15 protein-coding genes are annotated in these 13,629 nt (G+C 67.2%); 8 read left to right on the top strand and 7 right to left on the bottom strand.

What is annotated here, in order from left to right:
* Nucleotides 1-36: 36 nt before the first annotated feature.
* The 4 genes from phbB (at nt 37) to RHOSA_RS23265 (ending at nt 4,493) form a co-directional block, all read left to right on the top strand.
* Nucleotides 37-759 carry an acetoacetyl-CoA reductase gene (phbB, locus tag RHOSA_RS0117260; protein ID WP_027289662.1) on the top strand — a complete coding sequence of 241 codons (723 nt, stop codon included), beginning with the start codon at nt 37-39 and terminating at the stop codon, nt 757-759.
* Nucleotides 760-938: 179 nt separating this feature from the next.
* Nucleotides 939-1,343 (top strand): carboxymuconolactone decarboxylase family protein, encoded by a 405-nt coding sequence (locus RHOSA_RS0117265; RefSeq protein ID WP_027289663.1) that lies wholly within the window; start codon nt 939-941, stop codon nt 1,341-1,343.
* Between the two features lie 158 nt (nt 1,344-1,501).
* Nucleotides 1,502-3,226, top strand: coding sequence for a di-heme-cytochrome C peroxidase (locus RHOSA_RS0117270; RefSeq protein WP_027289664.1), 1,725 nt, complete (start codon nt 1,502-1,504; stop codon nt 3,224-3,226).
* 10 nt (nt 3,227-3,236) lie between these two features.
* Complete coding sequence (locus RHOSA_RS23265; protein ID WP_037256579.1) at nt 3,237-4,493, top strand: cytochrome P450; 1,257 nt, start codon at nt 3,237-3,239, stop codon at nt 4,491-4,493.
* Here the strand turns inward: RHOSA_RS23265 and RHOSA_RS0117280 are convergent.
* Both RHOSA_RS0117280 and RHOSA_RS25915 read right to left on the bottom strand, forming a co-directional pair.
* Nucleotides 4,490-4,807, bottom strand: a complete 318-nt coding sequence (locus RHOSA_RS0117280) for a DUF1488 family protein (protein ID WP_027289665.1) — start codon at nt 4,805-4,807, stop codon at nt 4,490-4,492. The two genes, RHOSA_RS23265 and RHOSA_RS0117280, sit on opposite strands and share 4 nt — an antisense overlap.
* 68 nt (nt 4,808-4,875) lie before the next feature.
* Nucleotides 4,876-5,406, bottom strand: a complete 531-nt coding sequence (locus tag RHOSA_RS25915) for a septal ring lytic transglycosylase RlpA family protein (protein ID WP_215905018.1) — start codon at nt 5,404-5,406, stop codon at nt 4,876-4,878.
* 180 nt (nt 5,407-5,586) lie between these two features.
* Between RHOSA_RS25915 and RHOSA_RS0117290 the strand changes: the two genes are divergently transcribed.
* A complete protein-coding gene (locus RHOSA_RS0117290) occupies nt 5,587-5,928 on the top strand; it encodes a DUF1491 family protein (RefSeq protein ID WP_027289666.1) in 342 nt (113 codons plus the stop codon).
* 50 nt (nt 5,929-5,978) lie between these two features.
* Here the strand turns inward: RHOSA_RS0117290 and RHOSA_RS23275 are convergent, their stop codons facing one another.
* Nucleotides 5,979-6,254 (bottom strand): hypothetical protein, encoded by a 276-nt coding sequence (locus RHOSA_RS23275; RefSeq protein WP_037256583.1) that lies wholly within the window; start codon nt 6,252-6,254, stop codon nt 5,979-5,981.
* A 219-nt stretch (nt 6,255-6,473) separates the two neighbouring features.
* On the opposite strand from RHOSA_RS23275, the gene moaA reads away from it, so the two are divergent.
* Together moaA and RHOSA_RS0117300 are read left to right on the top strand one after the other, a co-directional pair.
* Nucleotides 6,474-7,472: a GTP 3',8-cyclase MoaA gene (moaA, locus tag RHOSA_RS0117295; RefSeq protein ID WP_037256585.1), complete on the top strand. Its 999-nt coding sequence runs from the start codon at nt 6,474-6,476 to the stop codon at nt 7,470-7,472.
* 63 nt (nt 7,473-7,535) lie between these two features.
* Nucleotides 7,536-8,957, top strand: coding sequence for an amidase (locus tag RHOSA_RS0117300; RefSeq protein ID WP_027289668.1), 1,422 nt, complete (start codon nt 7,536-7,538; stop codon nt 8,955-8,957).
* 199 nt (nt 8,958-9,156) lie between these two features.
* Here the strand turns inward: RHOSA_RS0117300 and RHOSA_RS0117305 are convergent, their stop codons facing one another.
* A complete protein-coding gene (locus RHOSA_RS0117305; RefSeq protein WP_027289669.1) occupies nt 9,157-9,948 on the bottom strand; it encodes an SDR family NAD(P)-dependent oxidoreductase in 792 nt (263 codons plus the stop codon).
* 189 nt (nt 9,949-10,137) lie between these two features.
* Here RHOSA_RS0117305 and RHOSA_RS0117310 point away from each other — a divergent pair, with 189 nt between their 5' ends.
* Nucleotides 10,138-10,911, top strand: coding sequence for an NAD kinase (locus RHOSA_RS0117310; RefSeq protein WP_027289670.1), 774 nt, complete (start codon nt 10,138-10,140; stop codon nt 10,909-10,911).
* A 37-nt stretch (nt 10,912-10,948) separates the two neighbouring features.
* Here RHOSA_RS0117310 and RHOSA_RS0117315 read toward each other — a convergent pair whose 3' ends face one another.
* From RHOSA_RS0117315 to RHOSA_RS0117325, 3 genes are all read right to left on the bottom strand, one after another.
* Nucleotides 10,949-11,431, bottom strand: coding sequence for an RES family NAD+ phosphorylase (locus RHOSA_RS0117315; RefSeq protein ID WP_027289671.1), 483 nt, complete (start codon nt 11,429-11,431; stop codon nt 10,949-10,951).
* A complete protein-coding gene (locus tag RHOSA_RS23280) occupies nt 11,421-11,849 on the bottom strand; it encodes an Xre family toxin-antitoxin system antitoxin (protein WP_051432268.1) in 429 nt (142 codons plus the stop codon). The genes RHOSA_RS0117315 and RHOSA_RS23280 overlap by 11 nt, the downstream gene beginning before the upstream one ends.
* Nucleotides 11,850-12,031: 182 nt before the next feature.
* Nucleotides 12,032-13,552, bottom strand: coding sequence for a tripartite tricarboxylate transporter permease (locus RHOSA_RS0117325; protein ID WP_027289672.1), 1,521 nt, complete (start codon nt 13,550-13,552; stop codon nt 12,032-12,034).
* Nucleotides 13,553-13,629 lie beyond the last annotated feature (77 nt).

A 13,629-nucleotide genomic window follows, 5' to 3' on the forward strand; every position in this document is an offset into this window, starting at 1 on the left:
CGCCCATCGACAAGCGAAGATGGGGAGGAGGTAGACATGGCACGCGTGGCACTGGTCACCGGCGGAACGCGCGGTATCGGGCACGCCATTTCGGTGGCGCTGAAGGATGCCGGCTACACGGTCGGTGCGAACTATGGCGGCAACGACGAGGCCGCCAAGAAGTTCGAACAGGAGACCGGGATCAAGACCTTCAAGTTCAACGTCGCGGACGCCGCCTCGGTCAAGGCGGGCATCGAACAGGTCGAGAGCACCCTCGGCCCGATCGACATTCTGGTGAATAACGCCGGAATCACCCGCGACAGCACCCTGCACAAAATGAAGCCCGAGCAGTGGGACGAGGTGATCAGCACCAACCTGAACAGCGTCTTCTACTGCACCAGCTACCTTATCAACGGCATGCGCGAGCGCGGCTTCGGCCGGATCATCAACATCGCCTCGGTCAACGGCCAGAAGGGCCAGATGGGCCAGGCGAACTACGCCGCAGCCAAGGCCGGCATCATCGGCTTCACCAAGTCGCTGGCGCAGGAGGGCGCGCGCAAGGGCATCACCGCCAATGTCGTCGCTCCGGGCTATATCGACACCGAAATGGTCCAGCAGGTGCCGGAGGAGGTGCGCGAGAAGATCATCGCGCAGATCCCAATCAACCGGCTGGGCGAACCGGAGGAGATCGCCCGTTGCGTGACCTTCCTCGCGGACGACAAGGCCGGCTTCATCACCGGCGCGACCCTCTCGGCAAACGGCGGCCAGTACATGATTTGATGCCGAGGCGTCGGCACGTAACCAAGGCATCGATGTCAGGCCCCGGACGGCTCAGCCCGTCCGGGGCCTTTTCCTGGGAGGCTCCCAAGGCCTAAGCTATCCACGCACATGTCGAAGGCGGCGGCGACAAAACAAACGCGTCTCAAGACGCACCAAGTTTGAAGACGGGAGGGACACCCATGACGAGCATGGTCACCTTGATCGACTATGAACACGCCGCCCCACGGGTCCGCGCGGTCTACGACGACATCATGGCGACCCGGAAGACCAACCACGTGAACAACTTCTGGCGGGCCCTGGCGCATGATCCCGAGACGCTGGAAGCGACCTGGACGCGGATGAAACGCCTGCTCGGCAGCGGCTCGGAGGGGACGCTCGACCCTCTGACCAAGGAGCTGATCTACCTTGCGGTCTCCATCTCCAACGGCTGCGAGTATTGCGTGCGCTCACATGCCGCAGCCGCGCAGCGCAAAGGTCTGACGGAGGCCCAGTACACCGAGATGCTCGCTGTGGTCGGTCTGGCGAACGAGACCAACCGCCTCGCGGTCGGCTACCAGGTCCCGGTCGACGACAGCCTGAAGTAAGCGCCCCAATGCCGCTCTCTCGGGGCCGGATACCCTGAATTGGACGCGGCTCCGATGCGCACCCCGACCCGTTGCCACCGATAGATCACAGCGCGATTGCAAGCGGGCGACCCTAATCTACGCTGAGGTGTGGGGCGAAAAATTGGGGAGGCGGTGCGATGACGCGGGTGACCGGGACGCAGGTGACCGGCCGGCTGTTCCGGGCCGCGACCGTCTTGGGCATGGCGGCAGCGCTGGCCGCGTGCGAAGCCGACGCGCGCGACGATCTTGTCCATTTCGATCAAGGCTGGACCCAAGAGGTTCGGACCAGATTCTACCACTATCCCCAAGGCTCGCGGTTCATCCCCCGCCCCTGGTTCATCGCGCTGGAGCGCGCGGACGGGAACGGGCGCTTCGCCGCGCCGGAGAGCCTGAGCCGCTACGGCCTGCTGCCCTCGGCGGCGCATGATATCTGGAACCCCGACGCTCTCCCGGTCGGCTTCGCGCTGGAAGACGCGGACACACGCCCTGGTTTGGGTCTAACGCCCGAGCTGGCCAAGCAATCGACCGGGCTGCAGCAGGTTGGGTTAACCTGCGCCGCGTGTCACACCGCGACGGTCACGGTCGAAGGCCAGCCGCTGCGGATTGACGGCGCGCCCGCGCACTTCGACTTCGACAGCTTCTACGCCGAACTGGCGCAGGCGGTCACCGCGACCCTGCTGGACGACGCGCGGTTCGCCCACTTCGCACAGCGAGTCCTGGGCGACCAGGCGGCCGAGCAGGGTGCACAGCTGAAGCAGGCGTTCGCCCAGTTCCAGGTGGCGCTTGCCGGTGATGCGGCGCTCCGCCGACCGGCGCTGGACTCCGGTTACGGCCGCGTCGACGCCCTGACCCAGATCGTGAATTCGCTCGCAGTGCGCGACCAGAAGGTGCCGGCCAACATCCGCCCGGTCGCAGCCCCAACCAGCTATCCGCCGCTGTGGCTGACCCCGCAGCTGGAGTTCGTGCAGTGGAACCCGGTCGCGGCCAGCCCGATCGGGCGCAACGGCGGGCAGGTGCTGGGCGTATTCGGCGCCGCCGACCTGACCGGCGCCAGCGGCCAACCGTTCCAGTCGACAATCCGCTTCGAACGGCTGCACACCATGGAAGGCTGGATCGCCGAGCTGCAGCCGCCGCAGTGGGACGCCGAGCTGATGGGCCCAGTCGACCAGCAGCTGGCCGCGGCGGGCAAGCAGCTGTTCGCCGATACCTGCGCCGGCTGCCACAACATGGCGCCCTACGAGACCACCGATCCAGCCGCAAACGCCTTCGGCAAGAGCTTCATCGAGATCGGCAAGGTCGACTACCGCAAGGTCGGCACCGACCCCGCCTACGTCGAATCGCTGTCCCAGCGGTTGGTCGCGACGAACGCGGCGACGGCGCAGTTGATGAACGGCAGACCCGTGGTCCCGGCGGCGGAGTTCTTCCTGACCACGGTGGGCGCGGTGATCAAGACCGGCATGGCCCAGGCCGGCCTCAGCCAGGAACAACAGATCGCCTACAACGGCTTCCGCTTCACCCGGAACGAGCAGGGCGCGCTTCAGCCCTACACGCCGCGTTCGATCACCGCCCTGAAGGCGAGCCCGCTGGCCGGCGTCTGGGCAACCGGGCCCTACCTGCACAACGGCTCAGTTCCGACAGTGTATGAGCTGCTGTCGCCGCCCGAGGAGCGCCGCGATGTGTTTTGGACCGGCGGCCGGGAACTCGATCTGAAGCGGCTCGGCTTTGTCAGCGCGAACGCCCCCGGTCGCTTTCGCTACGACACCCGACTACCCGGCAACGGCAACGGCGGTCATGTCTTCCCCGCGGAAGGCCTGAATCACGACGCGCGAATGGCCATCATCGAATACCTGAAAACACAGTAAGGGCCGGGTCATGAGCAGTTACCTGCAGCAGCTGGAGACGACCCCGGCCGATCAACGCTGGCCACTCGCCCGGCAGTGGCTGGACGCAGAGCCATTGGCGTTCACCCGCGAGCTGCGTGACTACCGCCCGGTGTTGATGCTGCCGGAGGTGACGCTGGTGGCGACCGACCGGGACTGTCGGGAGGTCCTGTTGCGTCCCGACCTGTTCACCGTGCGTCTCTACCGCCCCAAGCAGGGCGACTATTGGATGGCGCAGGACGACACCACGCAGCACTGGCGCGAAAAGGGCGTGATGCGGGCGGTCCTGGACCTGGAGAGTCTGCCGCACATGCGCGCCTGGGTCGGCCAGGAGACGGCGCACCGTCTGACCGCCGCCGGGGACACGCTGGACGTGGTGAACGACGTGACCCGGGCGGTGCCGATTGCCTTTGTCCAACACTGGTTCGGCTTCGCCGACAGCGACGCCAACGCGCTCAAGCGCTGGTCCTACTGGAACCAAATGGACGCCTTCTGGAACCAGCCGTTCCAAGCCCCAGGGTTCGCCACGCCCGACCAGATCACGGCCGAGCGCAACGCTGCAAACACCGAGATGCGCGGCTACCTGAGCCAGCTGATCCAGTCCCGCGCGGCCGCCCTTCAGGCTGGCGAGGACGGCAGCGACATGGTTTCGCGCCTGCTGCTTCTATCGGGCTCGCAGGCGATCCGGTTTGATCCCAAGGCGGTCGTGCTCAACGTCGGCGGTCTTCTGATCGGCGCGGTCGAGACCACGTCGCACGGCGCGGTCAACGCCCTCGCCTTCCTGATGGCCGACCCGGAGCGTTTGGCAGCCGCCTGCGCGGCCGCCCGGGACGACGACACGGCCGCGTTCGACGGCATGGTGTTCGAGGCGCTGCGTTTTGCGCCCGCGTTCGGCTATTTCTTCCGCACCGCGGAACGCGACGCCACGCTGGCACGCGGCACCGATTACGAGATCGTGGTCCCAGCCGGTACCACCGTGCTCGCGCTGACCCACAGCGCCATGTTCGATCCAGCCGCGGTCGCGCATCCAGAACGGTTCGACCCGTCGCGCGCACTCCGCGACACCTACACCTTCGGCCTGGGCCTGCACGAATGCCTCGGCCGGGCGATCGGGGCGGTGATGATTCCGGAGATCGTTCGCCAAACCTTATCGATCGCGGACTTTAGGGCAGGCGAGATCGACCGGGCGGGCGGCCCGGTGCCCGAAAGCTGGCCCTGGGTGCGGAATGCCGAAGGGTCTGCGAGCTAGTGCACGCTGCCCGAAGGCTTGGTGCTGCGTTTGGGCATGTCGCGGCCGGTCAACAGCAAGGCCCCGCCGGCTGGAACCTTGGGGCCGGCCTTGCGGCGGGCGACGTCGGCGATCTGTACCCGGTAGGCCTCCGCGCCATCGATCAGGCGCTCGGCGGAGAGCGGCGCCTCGCCCACCAGTTCTTCGATCGCTTCCGCTGAAACAATGACCTCCAGCCGCGCGTGCCCGATCCGGGCGTCCAGGCGCACGGATTCCGTCTCGCCGTCGTAGCGGGCGTCGGTCTCTTCCAGTTGCAGGCGCTTGGTCTCGCTCATGATGACCGCCAACCTAATCATCTGCACGGATGCGGGGAAGAGCCGAAGCGCCCGGGAAGCCGGGGTGGCTACAACGGGCTGTGCAGGGCGGTCACACGGACCTGCGTTAGACCCTGGTCCTTGAAGCCCAGCCGGCGTGCGGCCATGCGCGACAGATCGATCAGCCGGTCGTCGACGAACGGCCCGCGGTCGTTGATCGTCAAAAGCACCGAGCGACCGTTGGCGAGATTGGTCACCTTCACCCGCGTACCCAACGGCAAAGTCGGGTGCGCGGCCGTAAAGGCTTCCTGATCATACGTTTCGCCGTTCGCGGTCGCGCGGCCGTGGAAGGGATGGCCGTACCAAGACGCGGTGCCGACCGTGCTGTACGCCTCGTACACTTGCGGCTCGTAGCGCACGCCCTGAATCGTGTAGGGCGATAGGCCGCGCCGGCCGTCATAACCGGCGGTGGTCATCACCCAAGCCACGGCCGCAAGCGCTAATACCCCCGCAAGACTCGCAAGCTCGGCCGAGCGGCCATAGCGGCGCACCCGGCTGCTGTGCCGACGCGGGCGGCGCGATGCCGTGGAACGGGTGCGGGACGACGGTTGGACGGGCATGGCGACTATGATCTTACAGTGCCGTCGACGAAGGACCAAGCGACCGCGCCTATCCTGTTGATAACGAAGCAGAATTTTCTGGAGGCGGAGGCCAACGTGCCCCCTTCTGCTTTGGCGCAGGAGCGAACACGGATCCCCGGCCCTCTCGCCCTGTCTGCGAAAACCCCCTATTTTACGGCCATGGCGAACGACCGAATCCCAACGCACCTTTGGATTGGTGGGCACCTGCGCCGCTGCCACGCCGAGGGCGTGTTCGTGACGGTGGCGCACAAGGGCGACCCCACCGGCGGGCTGGTGGTGCTCAAGCTCAACATGCTGGAACACGGCTGCCGCGTCCTGAGCCAGACCCGCGACCTGGACGGCGAACTCGCCTGGATGCCCGCATTGGAAGGCAAGACCGTCCCGGAAGCCGACGCCGACGCCTACATCCAGCGCGCCATCAAGCGCGATCCCGACCTCTGGGCCGTCGAGGTGGAGGACAAATCCGGCTGGCACCCCTTCGAGGGGCGGGTGCTGTCGTAGGCAGCGCCACCCCCGACCGTTCTTCTCTCCACAGAGTCTGAAGAAGCGCCCTACCCGCCGAAGCGGCTGTGGCAATAGTTCTGCGCACGCTCGCGGAACTGGCTGGCTTGGGCGTCGGTAATCGTACCGTCGGCCTGCATCTGCCGGACATCGCCCAAGCGCTTGTCCAGACACCGGGTCAGATCCGGATTCGCCGGCGGACCGCTGCCATAGGTGAACAGACCGTCCCAATCGGGCAGCAGCAGGGCGGCCACCATACCGGCGAACAGCAGGAGCGCGACGACGCGCGCAATCGGTCGGTCGAGCAGCGGGCGGGGATCGGCCATGACGCCAAGCTAGGGCGTCATTCCCGGGCACGGCAAGCCTCCCCGCATCGACGGGCCGCGTGTTTCCCCAAGATATCCGACCCGTGGGGGCGGAAATTTCTTGGCAATGCGCTATGCCTGCTTGAATATAACGCTGCACCGGCCACCTCCTGGTCACGCGACCAGGCCAAGCGCGCCGCCAAGGCACGCACACCAATATCTGGGGAGCCACCGCCGACCATGAGCCAGTTGGTCGACCCGTTCGGGCGCGAGATCACCTATCTCAGGGTGTCTGTCACCGACCGTTGCGACTTCCGCTGCACCTACTGCATGGCGGAAGACATGACCTTCCTGCCCAAGCGGGACATCCTCAGCCTGGAGGAACTCGACCGCCTGTGCAGCGTGTTCGTCGGCATGGGCGTGGACAAGCTGCGCCTGACCGGCGGCGAGCCCCTGGTCCGGCGCAACATCATGTGGCTGATCGAACGCCTCTCCCGCCACTTCGACAGCGGCCAGCTCAAGGAGCTGACCCTCACCACCAACGCCAGTCAGCTCGCGAAGTACGCCCACCGCCTGTATGAGCTGGGCGTCCGCCGGGTGAACGTCTCGTTCGACTCGCTGGATGCGGACAAGTTCCAGGCGATCACCCGCTGGGGCAAGTACGAAAAGGTGATGGAGGGCCTTGAGGCTGCCAAGGACGCCGGGCTGCACGTCAAGATCAACACGGTTGCGCTGAAAGGCGTGAACGACGACGAGTTCGAAAAGCTGGTGCGCTGGTCGCACGAGAATGGCTGGGACGTCACCTTCATCGAGGTGATGCCGATGGGCGACGTCGGGGAATTGCGCCTGGAGCAGTACCTGCCGCTGTCGATGCTGCGCGCACAGCTGCAGAAGTCGTTCACCCTGACCGACCTGCCGGACAAGACCGCCGGCCCGGCGCGCTACGCCTGGTCGGAGGAGACCGGCGGGCGAATCGGCTTCATCACGCCGATGACCCACAACTTCTGCGAAAGCTGCAACCGGGTGCGCCTGACCTGCACCGGCACGCTGTACATGTGCCTGGGCCAGGAGGACTCGGCGGACCTGCGGCAGCCGCTACGCGCCAGCGACGACGACCAGGTGGTCGAAGACGCAGTCCACGAGGCGATCGGCCGCAAGCCCAAGGGCCACGATTTCGTCCTCGACCGCCGCCGCAGCCGTGCCTCCAACCCCCGGCACATGAGCGTGACCGGCGGGTAGGCAACGGCCACCACCCAGCCCCAGGCTTGATTTTTACACGCTGCCGCCGCGATGCTCGGGGCCATGAAGGTCCCCGAGTACGCCCGCTTTGATGCCATCGCGCTCGCCCGACTGGTGGCGACCGGCGAGGTCAGCGCCCGCGAGCTGGTCGAGGCCGCCCTCACCGGCCTCGACGCCCACGATCCCGCACTCGGCGCGCTCGTGCGCCGGCACGATGAGCTGGCCCGGCGACAGGCGGAAGCGGTGTCGCCCGGCAGCTCGCCGCTCGCCGGCGTGCCGACACTGCTGAAGGACCTGGGCGTCCGGCTGGCCGGCGTGCCGACCGGCAACGGCACACGCCACCTGCAGAACGGCGCGAGCGACACCAGCAGCACCTGCGTGCAACGGCTGCTCGACGCCGGCCTCACGATCGTCGGACAAAGCAACACGGCCGAGCTCGGCCTGTCCTACACGACCGAGCCGAAGGACCTCTTCCCCACCCGCAACCCCTGGGACCGCACCCGCACGGCCGGCGGCTCTAGTGGGGGCAGCGCGGCCGCGGTCGCCGCCGGGATCGTGCCGCTGGCGCACGCCAGCGACGGCGGCGGGTCGATCCGCGTGCCCGCGAGCTGCTGCGGCCTCGTCGGCCTGAAGCCGAGCCGCGGGCGGGTGCCAGTCGGCCCCGTGACGGGTGAGGCGTGGTCGGGATTGGCGGGCAACGGTGTGGTCAGCCGCTCGGTACGCGACACGGCCGCCGCGCTCGACGTCATGGCCGGCTGGGAACCCGGCGATCCCTACGCCGCGCCGACGCAGAATGCGCCCTACCTGACTGCGATGGACCATGCGCCAGGGCGTCTGCGCATTGCCCTGTCGACCGACTGGTCGGCCGAGTTGCCAAGCGCGCCCGCCTGTCGCGCCGCCGCCGAGGACGCGGGCCGGCTGCTGGAAAACCTCGGCCACATCGTGGCGCCCGCCGCGCCTGCGTTCGACCGCGACGCCTTCCGAAGCGCCTTCCTGGACGTGGTTGGCGCGCACGCCTTCACCGACCTGAACGCGATTATGCAAGCAGCCGCGAACCGGCGCTGGGCCCCCGGCGACTTCGCCCCGGCGGTGGAGGCGATCGCCGCGCACGGCCGGGATGCGGGCGTGGAAGCGCACCTGCACGGGCGCGAGACGCTGCAGCGGACCGCGCGCACGGTCGGTCGATTCCTGGTCGACACCGATCTATTCCTGACACCGACCCTGGCCCAGTTGCCGCCCAAGCTGGGCGTGCTGGACGACGAATCGGAGGGCGTCTGGGCGCTGCACGCCCGCCAGGGCGCGTTCAGCCCCTTCACCGGCCTCGCCAACGCCACCGGCGAGCCGGCGATCAGCCTGCCGCTTTTCTGGTCGGATGGCCTGCCGGTGGGCGTCATGCTGCACGCGCCCTTGGGGCGGGAGGACCGTTTGCTTCAAGTCGCCCGGCAGTGCGAACAGGCGCGGCCGTGGTTCGACGCGAGGCCATAGGTACCGGCGGGAAGCCGCACGACCCGCGGGGCGTCCTTCGACACGGCCGCTGACGCAGCCTGCTCAGAATGACGTCGACTATTGAAAAACCACAAACACTCTAATCATTTAGGACATAGCGACGCCATCCTGAGCAGCCGACCGCAGGTCGAGGTGTCGAAGGACGCGCTACGGGTATCGCCGCCGCCGTGCACACCCCCTACCCGCGCCGGGTCGCCTTGCTGACCACGCCCAGGAGCGCGCCCAGGCCGGTGCCGGCCAGACGGCGCGGCAGGAAGTAGGGGGCGAGCGCGGCGCGGGAGACGGTGCCGGAGACGTGCACCGTGCATTTGCCCAGGTGCTTCAGCCCGTCGGCGGCGATGTCGTCGGGGTTGGCGGCGAACGGGAAGCTGCCGGGGGTGAAGCCGGAGCGTTCGCCGAACCGGGTCTTGGTCGGTCCGGGGGCGAGCGCCAGTACGTCGACCGGCTTGCGCCGCACCTCCTCGGCCAACGCTTCTGTCCAGGCCTGGATGAACGCCTTGGAGGCGGTATAGGTCGCCAGATACGGCACCGGTTGCACGGCGAAGGTGCTGGAGAGGTTGATCAGCCCGGCCCGGCCGCCATCCAGGCGCGCGCGCTCGATCATGCCCGGCAGCAGCGCGGTCGCGAGCGCGACCGGCGCGGTGCAGTTCAACTCCACCGTCGCAACCTCGTCGCCCGAATCGTTGTCCAGCACGGCGCCGTACTTGCCCATGCCGGCGTTGTTGATCAGCAGGTCGATTTCCAGGTCTTCCGCCCGGTCGATCAGCGCCTGGCGGTGCTCCGGCCGGGTCAGGTCGGCGGTCATCGTCTCCACCCGACGGTCGCCGACGGCAAGTTCCTCCTGCAGGTCGGCCAACCGCTCGGGGTCGCGGCCGGTCAGCAGCAGGTCGGTGGTCTCCGGCAGGGCGCGGGCAAAGGCGGCGCCGATGCCGCTGGTCGCGCCGGTGACAAGGGCAAAGCGATGGTCCATGGCGAGATCGAACTGTCCTGATGCAATCGGTGGCCTACGCCGATAGAAGATCGCGCGGCCGTGCGGCTTGTCAAACCCGGCGCGCGCGGCCGAAGCGCGCTGGTCACGCGCGGGGCGGTGCGGTTAGGCTTCGAGCAGCCCCAGGACCTGCCCCGTCCCACCCGCAACTTGCAAGAGGCCTGCCCGCAGATGACCCGGCGCAGAATCGGCTTCGTCGCTTCCGACGCGCCCGAGGCGGAAGAGGCGCTGGCGCGCCTGACCGACCGCTACGACAGCGTCCCCCCGGAAGAGTCGGACGTGATCGTGGCGCTCGGCGGCGACGGGCTGATGCTGGAGTCGCTGCACAAGCACATGGACCGGCACGTGCCGATCTACGGCATGAACCGGGGCACCATCGGCTTCCTGATGAACGAGTACAGCGAAGACAACCTGGTCGAGCGGCTGCAGCGCGCCGACCTTGTGCGGCTGCACCCGCTACGGATGGTCGCCGAGCGGATGAACGGCCAGGGCGAGACGCAGACGGCGCTGGCGATCAACGAGGTCAGCCTGCTGCGCGAAAGCCGCCAGGCTGCCAAGATCCGCGTCTCGATCGACGGCGTGGTGCGGCTGGAGGAGATGATCTGCGACGGCATCCTGATGGCCACGCCCGCCGGATCGACCGCCTACAACCTCTCCGCCCACGGCCCGATCATCCCGATCGGCGCGCCGCTCTTGGCGCTCACCCCGATCAGCGCGTTCCGCCCCCGGCGCTGGCGCGGCGCCCTGCTGCCGGCGAAGGCGGAGGTCCAGTTCGACATCCTGGAAGCCCGCAAGCGCCCGGTCTCCGCCACCGCCGACTACACCGAAGTGCGCGACGTCACCCGCGTCACCGTCAAGGAAGACCGCTCGCTCACCACCGACCTGCTGTTCGATCCGGAGCACAATCTGGAGGAACGGATCCTGAAGGAGCAGTTCCTGCCCTAGCGGTTTGAGGATCGAAGCCTTCTGTCGAAGACTCGGACTAACGGTGCGCGAACAGGCGCGGATCGAAGCGGAATGGTCGATGCGACGGCGCTTCAAGCAAACTGGCGCCTGGATGCAGTGGGTTGAGGAGAAGGTTCGACGCTTCCGGAATTAAGTGGCTGGCGACACGCAAGCAGGGGGTCCGTCCCTCCGCCAGCCAGGTGTCGCCGAACGATCTGGCGGTTTGCGAGAGCGTCTCCACGTCCGTTGCGTCCTCAACCCCGGCATCGCCATAGCGCGCCAGAAGGGGAGACAGGTCGACACGCATGAGAACATAGTCTGGTGGCAAATCCTCAAGCGCCAGATCCAGATTCATCAAGACTTCGAGAACCGGCAGCGAGGCCTCCAAAGACAGGTAGACCACCGGGCGTCCCTGCGTGTTCCACCGGCCGCTTTTGAGTTGACCGCCGCGGCCGCTGAGGTCGGCGTAGGGAGCTCGGGTGAGACGCCAAGCTGTCGCCGGGGTCGAATCAGGCAGCAAGACCGTGGTCGATCCGCGTCAGCAAGTCATCGACGAGCCCGGCGCCCTCGTCCGTGTCCAGCAGATCCACCGGACGGCTCCCGCCGAGCGCGCGCGTGGGACGCTCGAACCAGCGCCGGGCGCGGTCAGAACTTCCAAAGGTGTCCACACCATGCTGAAACACCCGGAAGAACCGGCTTACGCGATCGGATTGCTGCGGGCTGAAACGGCCCTGCTTACGGCTGTGCGCCACCGTCCGAGCGGCCAGAATCCCCAGCGAGGTAAGGTCCTGAAGCGAAACTCCCAGCCGGCCGGCGGCCTCCTCAACCAGCGAAACCGGTAGACCGTTCCGAACGAGGTCGACAACCGGCAGATGTTCGGACGGTTCGGCCGCTTTCTGGGCGGCAAGGTATTCATCAGCTTTGAGAACGAGCGCCATATGTGCCTCCGCAATATGCCGTCATCTTACCGGCATGTTGCAGAAATTGGAAGCGATCCACCCAATGAACAACCGATACAGCTTCCCTGCGTCCTCCTTCGATACCAATCGAAAAGAACGTAGCAAGTGTGCGCGCCTTGCCGCGCCCCCGATTGCGTCAGCCACGCTCTGCCACACCGCCTCTACCCCTCGCCCGAGGGCGCGCCCTGGCGCTTTTTGTGCCGGGCGAGCTGGACGATCGGGTAGATGAACAGCGCCAGCCCGATCGCCAGGAAGGCCGCCGACAACGGCCGGTCGAGGAAGATCATCATGTCGCCCTGGCTACCGAGCAGGCTCTGCCTGAGCGAGCGCTCGGCGAGCGGGCCGAGCACGATCGCCAGCACCATCGGCGCGACGGGATAGTTCAGCTTGCGCAAGAGATAGCCCATCACACCGAACAGCAGGATCAGCCAGACGTCGTGCATCGACTGCTCGGGCGCGTAGCCGCCGGTGACGCACAGCACGAAGATCACCGGCGCCAGGATCGTGAACGGCAGCTTCAGCATGGCGATGAACACCGGCACGAACGCCAGGTTGATCAGCATCGCGAAGACGTTGGCGATGTAGAGGCTGCCGATCAGGCCCCAGACGAACTCCGGATTGTTTTCGAACAACCCCGGTCCCGGCCGCAAGCCCCAGATGATCATGCCGCCCAGCAGGACCGCGGTGGTCGGCGAGCCCGGGATGCCGAGGGTGAGCATGGGCAAGAGCGAGCCGGTGGAGGCCGCGTTGTTCGCGCTTTCCGGCGCGGTCACGCCGTTGACGTTGCCCTGGCCGAAGCTTTCCGGGTCCTTGGAGAAGGACTTCGCCATGCCATAGGCGACCAGCGAACCCGGCGTGGCGCCGGCAGCCGGCAGGATGCCCATGAAGTAGCCGATGAACGATCCCGCCACCGTCGACTTCACCGTCACCTTCAGGTGGCGGAACGCATCGGCCATGCGCTTCAGCGACAGTTCCACCTTGGAGATCATCACGCTGCCCTGGCTGATCTCCAGCGTCCACAGGATCTCGCCGATGCCGTAGATCCCGATGGCGAGCACCAGGAAGTTGATGCCGTGGTAAAAGCCCGGGAGGTCGAGGAAGATCAGCCGCGGCTGCCCGGAAATGATGTCCAGCCCGACGGTCGCCAGCACGAGGCCCAGCAGGGTCGAGAAGATCGTCTTGGCGACGTCGCTGCCCCCCAGGCCGACGAAGGTCGCGAAGGCGAGCACCATCAGCGCGAACTCCTCCGGCGGCCCGAACTTGAGCGCGAACTCCGCAAGCGGCGGGGCGAACAGCGTGAACAGCACGATCGAGATCGTACCGCCGACGAACGAAGCGACCGCCGCGGCAACCAGCGCACGGTCGGCTTCCCCGCGCATCGCCATCGGCCGGCCGTCGAAGGTGGTCGCCACCGCCGTCGACGCGCCGGGAATCCCCAGCATGATCGAAGAGATCGCGCCGCCGTACATGGCGCCGTAGTAGATCGCCGCCAGGAAGATGATCGCCGCGGTCGGCGGCACCAGGAAGGTGACGGGCAGCAGGATCGCCACGCCGTTGACCGAGCCAAGGCCGGGCATCGCGCCAACGAACAGGCCAATCACGACGCCGAGGACCACCATCATGAGATTGATCGGCTCGATCGCGATGATGATGCCGTTGATCAGCGGCTCAAGCAGCTCCATGGCACGGGCTCTTTCACTGTCATAGGGGTCGTTCGGGCGCAGCCCGCCATGCCCAGCAAGCGCGGGCGGCCCCAAGG

Origin of the sequence: Rhodovibrio salinarum DSM 9154 (assembly GCF_000515255.1) — a bacterium.
In the GTDB taxonomy this organism is placed as follows: Bacteria; Pseudomonadota; Alphaproteobacteria; order Kiloniellales; family Rhodovibrionaceae; genus Rhodovibrio; species Rhodovibrio salinarum.